Here is a 19,351-nt window from a genome sequence, read left to right as displayed (position 1 = left end):
GATAAAATGTATTATAATCGTAAAAGACATGCTGAAGAAGTGTTTCTTTTTGCATGCTGAAGTTAGTATGTAAGTGTGATGTTTCGGAGGGAGGGAAAGAGAATGTCAAAAACAGTCGTTCGTAAAAACGAGTCTTTGGAGGATGCACTTCGCCGTTTTAAAAGATCGGTTTCTAAAACTGGTACACTTGCTGAAGCAAGAAAGCGCGAGTTTTATGAAAAACCAAGTGTAAAACGTAAGAAGAAATCTGAAGCGGCAAGAAAGCGTAAATTCTAAGAGAGGGTGTAAGTTATGAGTCTTCTCGGTCGTTTAAACGATGATATGAAACAAGCGATGAAGAATAAACAAAAAGAAAAATTAACCGTTATTCGTATGGTTAAGGCTGCTTTACAAAATGAAGGTATTAAACTGCAACATACTCTTACTGAAGAAGAGGAAGTAACAGTTTTAGCTCGTGAAGTAAAACAGTATAAGGACTCCCTCCTTGAATTTAAAAAAGCTGGTCGTGAAGACCTTGTTAATAAACTGCAAAGTGAAATTCAGATTTTAAGCGCATATTTGCCAGAGCAATTAACTGAAGAAGAACTAGTTGATGTAATCAAACAAGTTATTTCTGAAGTTGGTGCGACTTCTAAAGCAGATATGGGTAAGGTGATGACTGCTGTTATGCCGAAAGTAAAAGGTAAAACAGACGGATCACTTGTGAATAAGTTAGTTATCCAGCTATTAGCATAAAAAAACGTCTCATTTCGTATGAGACGTTTTTTTATTGTTCTTATTAAGGAAAAACGCTATATTGCTTAAAAAGCGTTTCTGTAAGTGATAGAAACGCCTCTGGTATGTAAAAAAGGGTAACGGCCTTAGTTATGATTAATCCCACCATAAAAAAAGCTTTTTCGTTTTCTTAATTTCTTCGACTAACTCCTCAATGCTTTCTGTTCCTTGTTCCACTATATCTGGACAAAATTCATACGTTTCTTGCGCGAAAGATTGCATTTCGGCGTCTGTAGGTAACACGCTAAAAATGGTATCAACCCAGTCATAATCTGCACTGATTATGATAAAAGGATAGCGATCATTCCGTTTTCTTAGTTTAAAAATAACATCTTTATTGCTAACTTCGTAATTAACGCCATTTGTTGGTTGGATTGCAAGGATATCAAATTGGCCATTTCCTTGTATACTTCCAATTCTACACTTACTCTTACTTCCTTGACTAAAACTTCTTTCACAAATAAAAGCTAAGTATGGGGGGCTGAAGCTCAGATTGAAGTTTTATAACTTGCTGTTCAGCATAATCTTCAAAGGTAACGACAGAGACTCCAGCTATTTTAGATTTTGAATCAGTTGCATAGAAGGGCTAGATGCTACTGTCAGTGACTTGTTTTATAACATTCAAAATTTCTTGACTAAATCCAATTTCCTTTCGTATTTCCTCGCTTATTAATTCATTTTTTTGTTTTTTAGTGAATCCTAATATTTTTTGAAATTCATATAACAACTACCTATAAAGTATTCTTACTTACAACGTAAAATTTAGAGTGGAGCAATTTCTTTTTCGAATTTTATTTCATTTGTCTAATGAATGACAACTACTTATTCTATGGTCAGTATGTCACGCCCAGAACAAATTGTAACAGGGTTTTTCAAGTTTCTAACTTCTCACTAGGCTCAATTTCTTCATGCAACTTGTACTGATATCCCCTAGGGGCGCATATTCTTGTATTAATACTTCTATTATTAAGGATCACATCCTCTGATCCATCATTGTCCCGATAAATATGATTTCATATAGCGACTGTTTTATTAACATGATATGAACTCTTACAGAATATAGTTATGTTAGTGAAGTCGTTATAACACGATAGGCACTTGTGAAGAAATACATATATGGGATGAGAGGGGGGTCTTTCGAGATGAAGAAATTAGAACAAATGAAAAATTGGTTAACAAAACAAGTAGACCTACCAGTGGATGTATTAATGGATCTACCTCGGATTACTCTTGTTGGGCAAATACATATTTATATAGAAAATCATCGGGGACTATTAGTGTTTTCAGATAAAGAAGTGCGATTGCTTTTAAAACACGGTCAATTACTAATTAAAGGACAATCCTTTGTTATTAAAACGATTCTTCCAGAAGAGCTTTTGCTCGAAGGGATAATTGAGCAAGTAACATTTTTAGAAAATGAAAAAAAAGGTGATTGAAGTGAAACTTCCATTAGTGAAGTTTTTCTTCTTTATCCTGTAAAAGTTTCGTTGATAGAGATCGATTACAGTTTTACTTTGTTTCATTTTAGTACGAGCTATTTTAATGCTTCAAATCTACTTTTAGAAAGGTAGTGAAGGTGGTAAATGAAAAATAAATGGTTTATAAAGTGGCTTGGATATGTAAAAGTGCGAATTGAAGGTAGAGGAGCGGAACGGTTTGTTAATGAATGTGTACGGAGGAATTTATTAGTTTGGGATGTTAAGAAGATAGCTGATGAAACGTTAGTTTTTTGTATGTTGTTACGCGATGTGAAAAAAATAAAACCAATTTATAGAAAAAATGAATGTAAATTATATTTTATTGGACGTTATGGTTTTCCTTTTTGGAATAAGCGTTTAATTAAAAACAGTGGATTTTTAATTGGGTTTTTAATTTTCTTTTTTGGCGTGATTGCAATGTCCAATATGGTTTGGAAAATTGAAATTACAGGAGCAAAACCTGAAACAGAATATATATTGATGAAAGAATTGGATAAAATGGGTATTAAAAAAGGAAAACTACAGTTTCAAATGCCGAATGTAGAAGATGTACAACGCCATTTGACAGATAATATTAATGCCATTACTTGGGCGGGATTAGAAGTAAGAGGAACGACGTATCATTTTAAAATTGTTGAAAAAAACGAACCGAAAAAAGAAAAGGAACAAATGCCGCAAAATTTAGTAGCAAAAAAAGAAGCGATTATTACAAAAACGTTTGTAGAAGTTGGAAAGCCGGTTGTACTGAAAAATGATCATGTGGAAAAAGGGCAGATTCTCGTATCGGGAATATATGGTAATGAGGAAAGTCCAACGATTGTTTCAGCGAAAGGTATTGTGTATGGTGAAACGTGGTATACATCTAAGGTGGATGTCCCGTTAAAGACGCAATTCCAAGTGTATACTGGTAATGTATACAATGAACATTTTCTTAAATTTGGGGGTACGAAAATAAAAATATGGGGATTTCAACATGATAAGTATAAACGCTCTCGTACTGAAAGCGTAAAGCATGATGTGAAATTATTTGGTTTTACACTGCCGATTGCATATGAAAAAGATGTTGTGAGAGAAGAGGAAGAAGCGAACCGAGAATATACAGAAAAGCAAGCGCTGAAAGTAGCGAAAGAGATGGCCGAAAAAGAACTAAAGAAAAAATTGGATGAACATGCTATGATTGTAAGTGATAAGATTTTGAGTAAAGAGGTTGAGGCGGATCAACTAAAAGTCACATTGCATTATACTGTGATTGAAAATATTGCAGAGCCACAACCAATATCCGAATCCGATATTCAAGGAGACTGAGTAATGGCAGAACAATTAGTAGAAATGAACCAACAATTGGAAAATACTAACGAAGCAATCGCTCTTTTTGGAGTCAATGATGCGCATTTAAAAGTAATTGAACGAGAACTGAATGTATCGATCGTAACTAGAGGAGAAACTGTTCATGTATCTGGGGCAGTTGAAACGGTGACACTCGTAGAAAAAATCTTACAGCAATTACTTGTTGTAATTCGTAAAAGTATATCAATTTCAGAGAGAGATGTTGCGTATGCAATTCAGCTCGCACAACAAGGGAAAGTTGCTCAATTTGAAGAGTTATATGAAGAAGAAATTTTCAAGACTGCAAAAGGTAAATCCATTCGTGTAAAAACAATGGGGCAAAGACGATATATTCATGCAATGAAGAAGAATGATATTGTCTTTGGGATAGGGCCTGCAGGAACTGGAAAAACATACTTAGCCGTAGTAATGGCTGTGAGAGCTTTAAAACAAGGATATGTAAAGAAAATCATTCTAACAAGACCTGCTGTAGAAGCTGGAGAAAATTTAGGTTTTTTACCAGGGGATTTGAAAGAGAAGGTAGATCCATACTTACGCCCATTATATGATGCCTTACATGATATTCTTGGACAAGAATATACGCAGCGTATGATGGAACGAGGAGTAATTGAAATCGCGCCGCTTGCTTATATGAGGGGGCGTACGCTTGATGATTCATTTGTTATTTTAGATGAGGCTCAAAATACAACGGGTGCTCAAATAAAAATGTTTTTAACAAGATTAGGTTTTAGTTCTAAAATGGTTATTACAGGGGACCCTTCACAAGTAGACTTGCCAAAAGGGGTAAAATCAGGGCTATCTATAGCTGCTAATATTTTATCTGGTGTATCAGGTCTGTCATTTATTACATTAGAACAAACAGACGTTGTCAGACATCCATTGGTGCAACGTATTATTGAGGCATATGATAAAATGGAATGATCCTATTTGTCAGGATCATTTCTTTTTGTATGATAAGGTTGGCGAACGGCATATTTTTTACTATCATGAAAGATAAGGAAAATAAACTATAGGTACTGGTGTATAAAATGTTACCTCAAAGTATCGTTGGGTAGAAGAAATGAAAGCTATAAATAGTTTCACTTTATTTCTGGAGAGGAGAAGGTATTGAAATCATGTCAAGATCTCAAGAAATTTCTAAGTGGTTTCGTAATTTACAACATTCGAAAAAACTAAGTTGGATTTCTTACGTTGTATTAGGAGCAGTGCTGTTTTTTGCGCTTATGAATAATGTAAAACCAGAGCAATTAGATGTTAACATGTATTCTATTGCGAAAAAGACAATCCATTCTCCTATAAAAATTGAAGATAAAGTTACAACGGATAAAAAGAAAAAAGAAGCCTCTACAAAAGTTGAAGATCAATATACATATAAAAGTGAGTATAAACAAAATAAAGTTGATATTGTGAATGACGTCTTTGCTAAAGTGGATGAAGTGGTGCAAGAGATTAAAGCTGTTGGACCGGATGATCAAAAAAAGATGACTGATGCTGAGAAAGTGGACAAGTTAAAAAAGAAACTACCCGCTGACTTAACGAAAGAATTATCTGATTCAAACTTACTAAATTTGATTAATGCAGATTCGAGCCAATTAGTATTAGCGAAAGATGCTGCGGTCACAGCGATTAATAGTATCATGACTGAGCACATTAAAATGGACGAATTGAAAGATGCGAAAGAACGATATGTAAGTGAGATGAATAGTGTTAATGTTGATAATGGTTTAAAAGAGTCAATTAAGGCGCTAGGAAGATATGCAATTTCAGCGAATTATTTTTATGACCCGATCTTAACGAAAGAGAAGAGAAAAGCAGAGGAAGATTTAGTTCCACCTGTTTATATTCTTCAAGGACAAGTTCTCGTTAGAGAAGGTGAAACAATTTCAAGTGATGTGTATAATCAGTTGAAATTAGTTGGCTTGTTAGAAAAAGGGAACGGTTTTCAACCTTATGTTGGATTAGCGGTACTCATTGGTGTGTTACTATACTTTATGCATAAACAATTTGAATTATTTTTAAAGAGAAAAAGAGAAGATAGACCGTATGTTTTAGCGTATATCACAATTTTGTCTATCACAATCGTTTTAATGAAAATCATTAGTTTGTTTCAAAAACTTGAATATGCAGGGATTGCATATGTTGTCCCGGTTGCGATGGGAACAATACTTGTGAAATTAATGATTGGTGATCGATTTGTCTTTTTAACGAGTATGATTTTTTCTGTATGCGGAAGTATTATGTTTAATGAAGGAGTAACGAGTACATTAAATTATAGTGTAGGGATTTACGTATTGTTAAGTTCATTATCGGTTAGTATTTTCTTGAGAGAAAAAAATCGTCGTACAATGATTTTACAAGCTGGTATACTCGTTTCTGTATTAAATGTAGTCGTATTGGCGGCGCTCTTATTATTACGTAATGGGAATTTTTCGCCTCTTGAAATTGGTACGCAATTATTAATGGCTTCACTTTCAGGGATTATATCATCCGTTTTGGCTATGGGGATTTTACCATATTTAGAAAGTGGACTTGGAATCGTATCAAGTATGAAGCTTATGGAACTATCAAGTCCAAATCATCCGCTTTTACGCAGAATTTTGTTAGAAGCGCCAGGGACATATCATCATAGTGTAATGGTAGCGAATCTTTCTGAAGCTGCTTGCGAAGCAGTCGGGGCAAATGGTGTATTAGCGCGTGTAGGGGCATATTATCATGATGTAGGAAAAACAGTACAACCACAATTCTTTATTGAAAACCAAATGGGGATTGAAAACCCGCATGATAAATTAGATCCTGTAACGAGTAAAGATATTATAATTGCTCACGTAACGGATGGAGTAAGAATGCTCGAAGAATATCATATTCCACAAGAAATTATTGATATCGCTGGGCAACATCACGGTACAACGTTACTGAAATATTTTTATTATAAAGCGATTAAAGAAGATAAAGAAAAATATACAGAAGAGATGTTCCGTTATCCGGGTTCAAAAGCAACTTCGAAGGAATCGGCAATTGTTGGTATTGCTGATAGTGTAGAAGCTGCGGTACGTTCTATGAATCACCCAACGCCAGAACAAATTAATAATTTAGTGCAAAGCATTATTAAAGATCGATTGCAAGACGGTCAATTTAGTGAATGTGATTTGACGTTTAAGGAACTACAAATCGTTGGGAAAACGTTATGTGAAACGTTAAATGGTATTTTCCATTCGCGTATTACATATCCGGAAATTCCGGAAGAAAAGGAGAAAGAATGAGTTTGTTAATTGATTTTATTGATGAAACAGAAGAAGTAAAAGAAGCGTATATGAGTTTAATTCGTGAAGTGTTAGAAAAGGCAGCTCAAATGGAAAATATCGAGGATGGCGCGGAGGTATCGGTGACATTTGTAGATAATGAGCGCATTAGAGAAATTAATCGTGATTACCGAGATAAAGATCAACCTACAGATGTAATATCCTTTGCCATGGAAGAGATGGGAGAAGGGGAAATGGAGATTGTTGGTGCAGAGATGCCGCGCATGTTAGGTGATCTTATTATCTCTATTCCAAGGGCGAAAGAGCAGGCTGAAGAGTACGGCCATTCTTTCGATCGTGAACTTGGATTTTTGGCGTTACATGGCTTTTTACATTTGCTTGGTTTTGATCACATGACAGAAGAAGAAGAAAAAGAAATGTTCGGAAGACAAAAAGAAATTTTAGAAGCTTTTGGATTAGGACGATGAAAAAAGGAAAACTTATAGATAGTTTTGGATATGCTATAGCTGGTATGTTCTTTTGTCTTCGTCATGAACGAAATATGAAAATTCATTATTTAGCCGCAGTCATTGTTATATGCTGCGGCTTTTATTTCCATATTACGAAAATAGAGTGGATGATATTACTTATTGTAATAGGGAGTGTAATGAGTTTAGAAATGGTAAATACGGCTGTAGAAAAAACAGTAGATTTAGCGACTGCTGATATTCATCCGTTTGCAAAAATTGCAAAGGATGTTGCAGCAGGAGCGGTTTTATTGTTTGCAATTATAGCTGTTATAATTGGTGCTATTATCTTTTTACCGTATATGGTATAGTTGCATTCCGAAGCTTTTATTAAGCTTTGGAAGTGCCGTAAGGGCCTTTAATGAGAGAGTGTATCTCTTCATAGCTGTGAACAGGAAGGATGCGGGAATATGAATAGTAAACAATTAATTTTAGAAGCAATCGAAGCGCGTAAACAAGCGTACGTACCATATTCTAAATTTCAAGTAGGTGCAGCATTATTAACGAGCGATGGAAAAGTATATCGTGGATGTAATGTTGAGAATGCATCATATGGCTTATGTAATTGTGCTGAAAGAACAGCTTTATTTAAGGCGGTTTCTGAAGGAGATAAAGAATTTGTAGCCATTGCGGTTGTAGCAGATACAAAGCGTCCAGTACCTCCTTGTGGAGCATGTCGACAAGTTATGGTAGAATTATGTAAACAGGATACGAAAGTATACTTATCAAATTTACATGGTGACGTTCAAGAGACGACAGTCGGAGAATTGTTACCAGGAGCATTTTTAGCGGAGGATTTACATGAATAGAAAAGGTTATAAATCAGGTTTTGTCTCTATTATTGGCAGACCGAATGTTGGAAAATCTACATTTTTAAACCGTATTATCGGCCAGAAAATTGCTATTATGAGTGATAAGCCACAAACGACTCGTAATAAAATTCAAGGTGTATATACAGAAAATGATTCACAAGTTATTTTCATTGATACACCAGGAATACATAAACCTAAACATAAATTAGGCGACTTCATGGTAAAGATGGCTCAAACGACATTGAAAGAAGTTGATATTGTTCTGTTTATGGTCAATGCAGTTGAAGGATTTGGTCGTGGTGAGGAATTCATCATTGAGAAATTAAAAGAAACGAAACAACCAGTATTTTTAGTAATTAATAAAATTGACCAACTTCATCCAGAACAATTACTAGAGTTAATTGATCAATATCGTAAACTACATGAGTTTGCAGAGATTGTACCAATTTCTGCGTTAGACGGTAATAATGTGGATGCTTTAATTGGAACAATTAAAAAGTATTTACCAGAAGGACCACAATACTATCCAGATAATCAAGTAACGGATCATCCGGAGAGATTTATTATTGCGGAGCTTATTCGTGAGAAAGTACTACATTTAACACGTGAAGAAGTGCCGCATTCTGTGGCTGTTGTTATCGATGCGATTCAAAAGCGTGAGGGCGGCGCAGTTTATATAAATGCAACGATTGTTGTTGAACGTGCATCGCAAAAAGGAATCATCATCGGAAAACAAGGGAAAATGTTAAAAGAAGTTGGTAAGCGAGCTCGTTTTGATATTGAAGCGCTACTTGGTTCTAAAGTATTTTTAGAAGTATGGGTAAAAGTGCAAAAAGATTGGCGTAACAAGCTGTCACAGCTTCGAGACCTTGGTTTCCGTGAAGACGAGTATTAAAATATAGTAAAGCTGTAATCAGTGGATGGTTTGTTCATCCGCTGATTATTGGTTTTTATGAACTTTGATAAATTAGGAAAAATTTTTCTCACATGAAAATGGACAAAATGGGTCAATTTAATAACAACAAAGGAAATTGGTTTATAGGCTACGCTTATTGAGAAAGGTGGATTCTTATGCTAGATTTTACCTGGAAGTTTTTCTCCAAAACAGGAAGCATTGAAACGTACTTGCTTTTGAAAGAAATGGAAAAAGACGTAAACGATGAGATGGATCAACATGAAGAGGAGCTAGCACATCTAGACTCTCCAATTTCTTGACCCGTTTTGTTCAAACCTTGGATGGTGACGAACATGTTTCAAAAAGTTGAGGGCATCGTTATCCGTACGACAGATTACGGAGAAACGAACAAGATTGTTACAATATTCTCAAGAGAACTTGGTAAGATAAGTGCAATGGCAAGAGGGGCAAAAAAACCGAAAAGCCGGTTAGCATCTGTGTCGCAATTAATGACACATGGCCATTTTCTTATTCAAATGGGATCAGGGCTTGGAACATTGCAACAAGGCGAGATTATTTCAACTATGAAAGAAATTCGCGAGGATATATTTTTAACTGCTTATGCATCATTTATTGTTGAGTTAACTGATAAAGCAACAGAAGATAAAAAACATAATCCGTATTTATTTGAAATGTTATATCAAACGTTGCATTATATGTGTGAGGGTGTTGATTCAGAAGTATTATCATTAATTTATCAAACGAAAATGCTTCCGGTATTAGGGATGCGCCCGTACTTTGATATATGTGCGATTTGTCATCAAGAAACAGACTTTGTCGCCTTCTCCGTCAGGGAAGGCGGTTTTCTGTGCTCACGTCATGCAGAGCAAGACCCATATCGTATACCGGTAGGAGAAGCTGTTCATAAATTATTACGTCTTTTCTTCCATTTCGATTTACATAGGCTCGGAAATGTATCGGTAAAGGATAGCACAAAAAAACAAATGCGTTTAGTATTGAATACATATTATGATGAATATTGCGGAATTTATTTGAAATCAAGACGTTTCTTAGAACAACTTGATAAGTTTCAAATATAATTTTGGGCCGTATACGGTCCTTTTTACATACTTTCTTTTTCGAATAGCATATTTAGTATATAATATTTAAGAGATAGTATAACTTTTTTCGTTGTGCATTAAAGGTGGTGATTATCATAGAGCTGAATAAACGGCAAGAACATATCATTCAGATTGTAAAAGATCACGGTCCTATTACAGGGGAATCAATTGCAGCGCAATTGGGTCTAACACGTGCGACGCTAAGACCAGACTTAGCAATTTTAACGATGGCTGGTTATTTAGAAGCACGTCCACGTGTAGGTTATTTTTATACGGGTAAAACTGGGGGACAGCTATTATCTGAAGCTGTTAAGAAAATTAAAGTACAAGATTATCAATCTAGACCGGTTGTAATTGATAAAAATGTTTCCGTATACGATGCAATTTGTACGATGTTTTTAGAGGACGTTGGTACATTGTTCGTTGTAGATCAGATGACTCTATTAGTTGGGGTTGTGTCTCGTAAAGATTTATTAAGAGCGAGCTTAGGAAAGCAGGATTTAACCTCTCTTCCGGTTAATATTATCATGACAAGGATGCCAAACATTGCGATGTGTCGTAGAGAGGATTCTTTATATGATATTGCGATGGAATTAATAGAAAGACAGATTGATGCAATGCCAGTTGTAAAAGATACGAAACAAGGTTTAGAAGTGATTGGGCGAATTACAAAAACAAATATTACACGTGCGTTTGTAAATTTAGTAAATAACGAATAAGTGTAATTTGTTTAAAGTGAGGTAATGTAATGGATAATAAAATCGTATATGTCGTATCTGACTCTGTAGGGGAAACGGCTGATTTGGTTGTTCGAGCAGCAATGGGGCAATTCCCGTTTGCTCCTGATATTAGACGTGTACCGTATGTAGAAGATACAGGGACATTAAAAGAAGTGATTTCGATTGCTAAGAGTAATCAAGCACTTATATGTTTTACGTTAGTTAAGCCTGATATGCGCCAGTATTTAGTGACGGAGGCTGCAAGAGAAGGGGTAGAGGCATACGATATTATCGGCCCTCTTATTGATCAAATTGAAGAAATTACGGGGCAAGTGCCGAGGTATGAGCCAGGTGTTGTCCGTAGGTTAGATGAAGAATACTTTAAAAAAATTGAAGCGATTGAGTTTGCTGTGAAGTATGATGACGGCAGAGATGCAAGAGGTATTTTAAAAGCAGATATCGTGTTGATTGGTGTTTCGCGTACATCAAAAACACCACTTTCTCAATATTTAGCTCATAACAAACGCTTGAAAGTTGCGAATGTACCACTCGTACCAGAAGTTGACCCACCTGAAGAACTATATCAAGTGGCAAAAGAAAAATGTTTCGGTTTGAAAATTACGCCAGATAAGTTAAATCATATTCGAAAAGAACGATTAAAATCACTTGGATTAAGTGATGGAGCAACGTATGCAAATATTAATCGTATTCAAGAAGAAATTGATCACTTTGAGGAAGTAATTAGTAAAATAAATTGCCAAGTAATCGATGTATCCAATAAAGCGATTGAAGAAACAGCAAATATTATTGTGAATGCAGTGCAAAACCAAAAAATGTTTTAGCACATTTACCAAAGGTGAATGTGCTTTTTTCGCTCTGGTGAAATATGATATCTATGGATTTTGTAATAGATTGTAGTGTAATGGTTATACTTATACTCCTTTGTCTTTTAGTATATTCAAGGTGTGAGTTTGTCATCCTGAAATGTAAGATGAAAAAATAAAGGGATATGTAGCGTAGTTGAAGAAAATATATTATAATAAAAAATTGTGATAAAAACCTATATTTTACGTTTAGACTTTAATTTTTCAGAATAAACTAGGGATAGGATTTACGAAAAAGACATGTAATTACGTTAAATCGACAAAATATATACAAGAAAACGCACATTATGGAAGGATTCACAGAAGGGATGTAGAATACAGAAATATGCAAAACATCAACAACATATTAGTTGGTATAGATGCATGTCCCGTGAAGAATGAAATTGTGCAAGTTGGAGCGGAATTTCATGTCGGAATTTTGTTTGTCGCATCATATGCTCATCCTTTAAGGAAATAGCAAGGCAATTGGATCTTTGTAGATACTGAACAAAATGGAGTTGATTGTTATATGGATCAACATGAAAAAGCTACAGATCTCAAGATCAAACAGTATATGTGACTTGCTACTCTTCTTGTAAAAAGGTGTATATGTATTGTTTCTAAGAGGTACATTTGTAACAGATGAGCAAATGTATACAATTTTATATAGCAGGTATGTATCTGCGATTTATGCAGATAAAGGACCTATAGGAAAGGTTCAAAACCGTTTATACAATGTAATCGGCAACACTTTCTAACAAGTTTAGAAAAATATTGTCGAATTATAAAGGAATTTTTTAATTTATATCGAATACAAAATACGACACGGAGATGGAGTTATGGGGAACAGAATTCCCGAAGAAGTTGTTGAACAGATTCGGACATCATCCGATATTGTAGAAGTAATTGGTGAATACGTTCAACTTAGAAAACAGGGGCGTAACTATTTCGGCCTTTGTCCATTTCATGGTGAGAATTCTCCTTCATTCTCTGTTTCATCTGATAAGCAAATTTTTCATTGCTTCGGATGTGGAGAAGGCGGAAATGTATTTTCATTTCTAATGAAAATGGAAGGACTGGCTTTTACCGAGGCTGTTCAAAAGCTAGGCGAAAGAAATGGAATTGCGGTTGCAGAGTACACATCAGGGCAAGGACAACAAGAAGACATATCTGATGACACTGTCATCATGCAACAAGCTCATGAATTATTGAAAAAGTATTATCATCATTTATTAGTAAATACGGAAGAGGGAAATGAAGCACTTTCATATTTATTAAACCGTGGTATTACGAAAGAGATGATTGAGAAGTTTGAAATTGGTTATGCATCACCTGCTTGGGATGCAGCGACGAAAATTTTACAAAAAAGAGGTTTATCGCTGTCTAGTATGGAACAAGCTGGCCTTCTAATAAGAAGTGAGAAGGATGGTAGTCATTACGATCGCTTCCGTGGAAGAGTTATGTTCCCGATCTATACGTTACAAGGTAAGGTGATAGCGTTTAGTGGAAGGGCGTTAGGAGATGACACTCCAAAATATTTAAATAGCCCGGAAACGCCAATTTTTCACAAAAGTAAATTGTTGTATAACTTCCACCAAGCAAGACCGTTTATTAGAAAGCGTGGGCAAGTGGTTCTTTTTGAAGGATATGCCGATGTACTAGCTGCGGTAAAAAGTGGCGTGGAAGAAGCCGTTGCGACAATGGGAACGGCTTTAACTGAAGAACAAGCAAAACTTCTGCGACGTAACGTTGAAACTGTTGTTCTTTGCTATGATGGTGATAAAGCAGGGCGAGAAGCGACGATGAAAGCAGGGCAATTATTGCTAAAAGTTGGTTGCCAAGTGAAAGTCACATCCTTGCCAGATAAGCTTGATCCTGATGAATATGTGCAACAATATGGGACTACCGCTTTTGAAAATCTTGTGAAATCAAGTGTGAGTTTTGTTGGTTTTAAAATAAATTATTTGCGTTTAGGGAAAAATTTGCAAGATGAGTCTGGCAAAGAAGAATATGTGAAAAGTGTTTTAAAAGAGTTATCGTTGTTACAAGATGCGATGCAGGCAGAGTCATATTTGAAGTCATTATCGCAAGAATTTTCGTATTCAATGGAAACACTTTTGAATCAATTGCACCAATATCGCAAAGAACAAAAGGTACAGCAAAAACAAATAAAGCAGGTTGCTAAACCGTCTCAAGTCGTTCAAACAAAACCGAAGTTAACAGGTTTTGAAAGAGCGGAAAGAGAAATTATTTACCATATGTTGCAAAGTGCAGAAGTAGCTGTTCGTATGGAATCCCATATAGAAGATTTTCATACAGAAGAACATAAAGGGATTTTATATGAACTATACGCATATTATGAAAAGGGAAATGAACCTTCAGTCGGAACATTTTTAAGTTGGCTCTCTGATGAAAAGTTGAAAAATATTATCACTGATATTTCGACGGATGAATTTATTAATCCAGAATACACAGAAGAAGTGTTGCAAGGCCATTTGGAGACGCTTAGACGCCATCAGGAAAAACTTGAAAAGATGGAGATCATCTTTAAAGTGAAACAAATGGAAAAAACAGATCCTGTAGAGGCTGCTAAATATTATGTAGCATATTTACAAAATCAAAAAGCGAGAAAATAGCTTTTTTGATAAAGTTTTAGTATAATGAATGTTTGTATCTCGCGTAAGGAGGGGAACAGATGGCTGACAAACCAGCTCGTTCTAAACAAATTGAAACTGAAATGACCCTTGAGCAAGTGAAAGAGCAACTCACTGAGCTCGGAAAAAAACGTGGCGTTCTTACATATGAAGAGATTGCAGAACGCATGAATGGATTTGAAATTGAATCCGATCAAATGGATGAATACTATGAATATTTAGGTGAACAAGGCATTGACTTAGTTGGTGATAATGACAACGAAGAAGGCCCTAATAATCGCCAAATTACAAAAACAGAAGAAGAGTTTGACCTCAATGATTTAAGTGTACCACCTGGGGTTAAAATCAACGATCCTGTTCGTATGTATTTAAAAGAAATTGGTCGTGTAGACTTACTATCTGCAGAAGAAGAAATTCGACTTGCAACGCGTATTGAAGAAGGCGATGAAGAAGCGAAACGTCGTCTTGCAGAAGCAAACTTACGTCTTGTAGTAAGTATTGCAAAGCGCTACGTAGGCCGTGGTATGCTTTTCTTAGACTTAATTCAAGAAGGTAATATGGGTCTAATTAAAGCTGTTGAAAAGTTCGATTATCGTAAAGGTTTCAAATTTAGTACGTATGCAACTTGGTGGATTCGCCAAGCTATTACACGTGCCATTGCAGACCAAGCGCGAACAATTCGTATTCCAGTTCATATGGTTGAAACGATTAATAAGTTAATTCGTGTACAACGTCAATTATTACAAGATTTAGGTCGCGAACCGTCTCCTGAAGAGATTGGTGAAGAAATGGATCTTGCTCCAGAAAAAGTACGTGAAATCTTAAAAATTGCACAGGAGCCAGTTTCTCTTGAAACACCAATTGGTGAAGAAGATGACTCCCATTTAGGTGACTTTATTGAAGACCAAGAAGCAACATCGCCTGCGGACCATGCAGCCTATGAATTGCTAAAAGAACAATTAGAAGATGTGTTAGATACACTAACAGATCGTGAAGAAAATGTTCTGCGTCTTCGTTTCGGTTTAGATGATGGACGAACTCGTACGCTTGAAGAAGTTGGGAAAGTATTCGGCGTAACGAGAGAGCGTATCCGTCAAATTGAAGCAAAAGCACTTCGCAAATTAAGACATCCAAGTCGTAGTAAGCGTCTTAAGGATTTCTTAGAATAGGTTATTTTTTAAGTTTACTTCACCTTTGTGAAGTAAACTTTTTTATTTTGTTAATTTTTGTTAAAATTTAGCTATCGGCAACGATTACAATTTCTTGTAATTTATTTTACAGAATTGTCTTTTGATTTGCAAATGCTCATTTTTCGATTTTTCGATTAATTTTGTTTATTCTATACAAAAATATATGTAGAAAAGCGAAAAATATGATGAGAAACGTTAATAATTATCGAAATAATAAGCTATATGACAATAAAAAACAATAAACTGAATTTATGGAATATTTTTAACAAGTAGTAGTTTACTCTTTTCTGATAGAGCGTTTTCAAGTACAATGGAAATGACTGAATCATCTAACTATTTAGGGGTATAGAGGGGGGAGAAGAGATATGAAACGTAATCCGCTGATTCCGTTCGCTCTTATTGCAGCATTAGGTATTATCGTTATGTTTGTATTTTCATTTCAGGGGCTAAATAAATCTAAAGAGTTAGCTGATGCAAAAAATGGCGGGAAGCCAGCACAAACAGCATCAAAACCAGAGGATATTGTGAAGCAAAGCTGTACGAGCTGCCACGGTGATCAGTTACAAGGGGCGGTAGGACCTAACTTACAAAAAATTGGTGGGAAACTTTCAAAGGATGAAATTAAAGAAATTCTTTCGAAAGGAAAGGGCAATATGCCTGCCAATATAGTTCCAGCTGATCAAGCCACTAAAGTAGCTGATTGGTTATCGAAGAAGAAATAAAGTCCCGTATGACAAGCCTTTTGCTTATGCAAAGGGCTTGTTTTTCTATATTTTCTAAAATACGATGAATGATAGAGAAATGAATTGTTGTTATGGGCTTGCAACAACTACTATAAATTCATTATCATGGAGACAGACTGACAAGAGAAGGAGTAATGGAAATACATGAATGAAGTAAAGCTTTCAAAACGATTAGAAGAAGTTGTGCGTGAAATACCAGTAGGATCTACAGTTGCTGATATTGGATCGGATCATGCGTATTTACCGTGTTATACAATTATAAATAATATTGCTACAAAAGCAGTTGCAGGAGAAGTTGTAGATGGACCATTTCGTTCTGCACAAGCAACTGTAGCTGAAAGTGGCTTACAAGATAAAGTAGATGTACGTAAAGGGAATGGATTAGCTGTTATCGCACCAGGAGAAGTAGATGTTATTACGGTTGCTGGAATGGGCGGAGCGTTAATTCGTGACATTTTAGAAAGTGGTAAAGAAAAATTAGAAGGTGTAACACGTTTAATTTTACAGCCGAATATTGCAGCGCATCATATTCGTGAATGGTTTGTTGAAAATGGTTGGGAGCTTATCCATGAAAAAATCGTAAAAGAAGATGGGAAAATTTACGAGATTTTAGTAGGAGAGCGAGGAAATGTCGAAGCACCTTACTCGGAAAATAAACAAGCGGGATTGTTTATGGGGCCATTTCTAATAAAAGAGAAAAATGAAGCTTTTGGTGAGAAATGGGAAGGGGAATTGAAAAACTTCCAAAATATTTTAAAACAGTTAGAACGTGCGGCTAATTCTGAAGAAACAAAAGCGAAACGTGCAGAAGTAGAAGCGAAAATGAAAATGATAGGGGAGATTTTATCATGAGTAAAATTCCAAACGGCCATGAAATTATTTCTTTATTTGAAAGTATGTATCCGAAGCATTTGGCGATGGAAGGAGATAAAATTGGTCTGCAGATTGGAGCGCTTAATAAATCTGTACAACACGTATTGATTGCGTTAGATGTAACGAAGGAAGTTGTGGAGGAAGCGATTCAATTAGGAGCGAATGTCATTATCGCGCATCATCCTTTAATTTTTAATCCGTTAAAAGCGATTCATACAGATAAAGCGTACGGAAGAATTATTGAAACGTGTATTAAAAATGATATTGCCATTTATGCAGCGCATACAAATGTGGATGTTGCCAAGGGCGGAGTAAATGATTTACTTGCTGAGGCGTTAGGGTTGCAAAATACAGAAGTTCTAGCACCAACATATGCGGAAGAAATGAAAAAAGTTGTTGTGTTTGTGCCAGTAACTCATGCAGAAGAAGTACGAAAAGCATTAGGAGACGCAGGTGCTGGTCATATCGGCAATTATAGCCACTGTACGTTTAGTAGCAAGGGTACAGGTACGTTTGTACCTCAAGAGGGGACAAATCCTTATGTAGGGGAAACTGGACAGTTAGAGCGCGTAGAAGAAGTGCGGATCGAAACGATTATTCCAGTTTCACTACAACGAAAAGTGATTAAAGCGATGGTAACGGCACATCCATATGAAGAAGTAGCGTATGATGTGTATCCACTTGATAACAAAGGCGAAACATTAGGGCTTGGGAAAATAGGATACTTAAAAGAAGAAATGACACTTGGACAGTTTGCAGAACATGTAAAGCAATCATTAGATGTAAAGGGTGCACGAGTTGTTGGGAAATTAGATGATAAAGTGCGCAAAGTAGCTGTACTTGGTGGTGATGGTAACAAATACATCAATCAAGCTAAATTTAAAGGAGCGGATGTATATGTAACAGGTGACATGTATTATCATGTTGCTCATGATGCGATGATGCTCGGTTTAAATATAGTTGACCCAGGACATAACGTTGAAAAAGTAATGAAGCAAGGTGTGCGAAAGCAATTACAAGAAAAAGTGGATGCAAAGAAACTCAATGTACACATTCATGCTTCGCAATTACATACAGATCCATTTACATTTGTATAAGAAAAATAAAAACCGTTGCTCATATAGGCAACGGTTTTTATTATTGTTCTTTTTTCACTTTTACACGAGGTAATATTTTTTGTAACGGTACTTTTCGAACTCTCTCCCATGTAGCGGGATTCATTGGGTCATATTGATCTAAGAAAGCGATAACTTCTTTTGTAATTGGAGTTGGAGTAGAAGCACCTGCTGTAACAGCTACGTTTTCTACACCTTGTAGCCACTCTAATTGGATTTCGCTTACATCAGCAACTCGATATGCTTTTGTACCTGCGATTTCTTGTGATACTTGTGCTAAGCGATTTGAATTGTTACTTTTCGGATCACCAACAACAATTGTTAAGTCTGCAACATCAGCTTGTTTAGCGACAGCTTCTTGGCGAACTTGGGTTGCTAAACAAATTTCTTTATGGAATTCTGCTGTTGGGAATTTTTTTTGAATGTCCTCCATCAAATGTTGAACATCCCATTGACTCATTGTTGTTTGATTCGTTACTAAAATTTTATCTGTTGGGATTTCTAATGTTTTTAAATCATCGGCTCTTTCGATAAGGTGAACGATGTCAGGTGCAATACCGACTGCGCCTTCTGGCTCTGGATGATTTTTTTTACCGATATAAATGACATGATACCCTTCCGCTTTCTTAGCTTCGATAAGGTCATGCGTCTTGGTAACATCTGGACAAGTGGCATCGATTGTTGTTAAACCTTTTTCTTTTGCGCGTTGTTTAACTTCTGGAGAAACACCGTGTGCAGTGAAAATAACAGTACCAGAATCAATTTTATCTAAAATTTCTAAGCGACTTGGACCGTCTAATGTGATGATTCCATCTTCTTCAAAAGCGTCTGTAACATGTTTATTGTGAACAATCATACCTAAAATATAAATGGGTCTCGGCAATGATTTATCTAATGCGGCGTTACGTGCAATTACCATTGCATCGACAACACCGTAGCAATAACCACGAGGGGAAATTTTAACAATTTTCATATGAGTAATCCTCTCCTTCTAAACAAGG

At 35.8% G+C, this 19,351-nt stretch carries 21 protein-coding genes and 1 pseudogene; 20 read left to right on the top strand and 2 right to left on the bottom strand.

The window, feature by feature from the left end:
- The first annotated feature begins 102 nt into the window (after positions 1-102).
- Together rpsU and MR167_RS02465 are read left to right on the top strand one after the other, a co-directional pair.
- Complete coding sequence (gene rpsU / locus MR167_RS02470; RefSeq protein WP_000048061.1) at positions 103-276, top strand: 30S ribosomal protein S21; 174 nt, start codon at positions 103-105, stop codon at positions 274-276.
- 15 nt (positions 277-291) lie between these two features.
- Complete coding sequence (locus tag MR167_RS02465) at positions 292-735, top strand: GatB/YqeY domain-containing protein (RefSeq protein WP_000054582.1); 444 nt, start codon at positions 292-294, stop codon at positions 733-735.
- Between the two features lie 135 nt (positions 736-870).
- Here the strand turns inward: MR167_RS02465 and MR167_RS33290 are convergent.
- A pseudogene (locus tag MR167_RS33290) lies at positions 871-1,501 on the bottom strand (DUF4253 domain-containing protein).
- A gap of 415 nt (positions 1,502-1,916) precedes the next feature.
- Between MR167_RS33290 and yqfC the strand changes: the two are divergent.
- The 18 genes from yqfC to MR167_RS02370 all read left to right on the top strand — a co-directional run bounded on the left by yqfC (position 1,917) and on the right by MR167_RS02370 (position 18,332).
- Positions 1,917-2,210 carry a sporulation protein YqfC gene (gene yqfC / locus MR167_RS02455; protein ID WP_000732269.1) on the top strand — a complete coding sequence of 98 codons (294 nt, stop codon included), beginning with the start codon at positions 1,917-1,919 and terminating at the stop codon, positions 2,208-2,210.
- Positions 2,211-2,357: 147 nt separating this feature from the next.
- Complete coding sequence (yqfD, locus tag MR167_RS02450; protein WP_000792496.1) at positions 2,358-3,557, top strand: sporulation protein YqfD; 1,200 nt, start codon at positions 2,358-2,360, stop codon at positions 3,555-3,557.
- Between the two features lie 3 nt (positions 3,558-3,560).
- Positions 3,561-4,520, top strand: a complete 960-nt coding sequence (locus MR167_RS02445) for a PhoH family protein (RefSeq protein WP_000840522.1) — start codon at positions 3,561-3,563, stop codon at positions 4,518-4,520.
- Positions 4,521-4,714: 194 nt separating this feature from the next.
- Positions 4,715-6,859 (top strand): HD family phosphohydrolase, encoded by a 2,145-nt coding sequence (locus MR167_RS02440; protein WP_000091515.1) that lies wholly within the window; start codon positions 4,715-4,717, stop codon positions 6,857-6,859.
- Positions 6,856-7,326, top strand: coding sequence for an rRNA maturation RNase YbeY (ybeY, locus tag MR167_RS02435; RefSeq protein WP_106082350.1), 471 nt, complete (start codon positions 6,856-6,858; stop codon positions 7,324-7,326). Before MR167_RS02440 ends, ybeY begins: the two co-directional genes overlap by 4 nt.
- Positions 7,323-7,676 (top strand): diacylglycerol kinase family protein, encoded by a 354-nt coding sequence (locus MR167_RS02430; protein ID WP_000715475.1) that lies wholly within the window; start codon positions 7,323-7,325, stop codon positions 7,674-7,676. Before ybeY ends, MR167_RS02430 begins: the two co-directional genes overlap by 4 nt.
- Before the next feature lie 99 nt (positions 7,677-7,775).
- On the top strand, positions 7,776-8,174 hold the full coding sequence (locus MR167_RS02425) for a cytidine deaminase (RefSeq protein ID WP_001086287.1): 399 nt from the start codon (positions 7,776-7,778) through the stop codon (positions 8,172-8,174).
- Complete coding sequence (era, locus tag MR167_RS02420; RefSeq protein WP_001080236.1) at positions 8,167-9,072, top strand: GTPase Era; 906 nt, start codon at positions 8,167-8,169, stop codon at positions 9,070-9,072. Before MR167_RS02425 ends, era begins: the two co-directional genes overlap by 8 nt.
- Before the next feature lie 176 nt (positions 9,073-9,248).
- Positions 9,249-9,392, top strand: coding sequence for a YqzL family protein (locus MR167_RS02415; protein ID WP_000883924.1), 144 nt, complete (start codon positions 9,249-9,251; stop codon positions 9,390-9,392).
- A 33-nt stretch (positions 9,393-9,425) separates the two neighbouring features.
- Positions 9,426-10,172, top strand: coding sequence for a DNA repair protein RecO (recO, locus tag MR167_RS02410; RefSeq protein WP_242313834.1), 747 nt, complete (start codon positions 9,426-9,428; stop codon positions 10,170-10,172).
- Between the two features lie 107 nt (positions 10,173-10,279).
- Positions 10,280-10,912, top strand: a complete 633-nt coding sequence (gene ccpN / locus MR167_RS02405) for a transcriptional regulator CcpN (protein ID WP_000583756.1) — start codon at positions 10,280-10,282, stop codon at positions 10,910-10,912.
- Between the two features lie 29 nt (positions 10,913-10,941).
- Complete coding sequence (locus tag MR167_RS02400) at positions 10,942-11,754, top strand: pyruvate, water dikinase regulatory protein (RefSeq protein WP_000368949.1); 813 nt, start codon at positions 10,942-10,944, stop codon at positions 11,752-11,754.
- A gap of 635 nt (positions 11,755-12,389) precedes the next feature.
- A complete protein-coding gene (locus tag MR167_RS02395) occupies positions 12,390-12,533 on the top strand; it encodes a hypothetical protein (protein WP_000479749.1) in 144 nt (47 codons plus the stop codon).
- Between the two features lie 81 nt (positions 12,534-12,614).
- Positions 12,615-14,411, top strand: a complete 1,797-nt coding sequence (gene dnaG, locus MR167_RS02390; protein ID WP_000528221.1) for a DNA primase — start codon at positions 12,615-12,617, stop codon at positions 14,409-14,411.
- 59 nt (positions 14,412-14,470) lie between these two features.
- The gene (gene rpoD, locus MR167_RS02385) at positions 14,471-15,598 is read left to right on the top strand and encodes an RNA polymerase sigma factor RpoD (RefSeq protein WP_000764066.1); all 1,128 of its coding nucleotides are present in this window, start codon (positions 14,471-14,473) and stop codon (positions 15,596-15,598) included.
- A 386-nt stretch (positions 15,599-15,984) separates the two neighbouring features.
- Positions 15,985-16,341: a cytochrome c550 gene (cccA, locus tag MR167_RS02380; RefSeq protein ID WP_000828142.1), complete on the top strand. Its 357-nt coding sequence runs from the start codon at positions 15,985-15,987 to the stop codon at positions 16,339-16,341.
- A 165-nt stretch (positions 16,342-16,506) separates the two neighbouring features.
- On the top strand, positions 16,507-17,214 hold the full coding sequence (locus MR167_RS02375) for a tRNA (adenine(22)-N(1))-methyltransferase (RefSeq protein WP_001006546.1): 708 nt from the start codon (positions 16,507-16,509) through the stop codon (positions 17,212-17,214).
- Entirely contained in the window at positions 17,211-18,332 is a 1,122-nt protein-coding gene (locus tag MR167_RS02370; RefSeq protein ID WP_242313832.1) for a Nif3-like dinuclear metal center hexameric protein, read from the top strand. Before MR167_RS02375 ends, MR167_RS02370 begins: the two co-directional genes overlap by 4 nt.
- 40 nt (positions 18,333-18,372) lie before the next feature.
- On the opposite strand, the gene MR167_RS02365 is transcribed toward MR167_RS02370, so the two are convergent.
- Complete coding sequence (locus MR167_RS02365; RefSeq protein ID WP_000706658.1) at positions 18,373-19,323, bottom strand: 4-hydroxy-3-methylbut-2-enyl diphosphate reductase; 951 nt, start codon at positions 19,321-19,323, stop codon at positions 18,373-18,375.
- Positions 19,324-19,351: the final 28 nt, after the last annotated feature.

It is taken from the genome of Bacillus cereus group sp. BfR-BA-01355, from assembly GCF_022663675.1.
In the GTDB taxonomy this organism is placed as follows: domain Bacteria; phylum Bacillota; class Bacilli; order Bacillales; family Bacillaceae_G; genus Bacillus_A; species Bacillus_A thuringiensis_S.
This window is presented reverse-complemented; position numbering and strand designations above follow the sequence as displayed.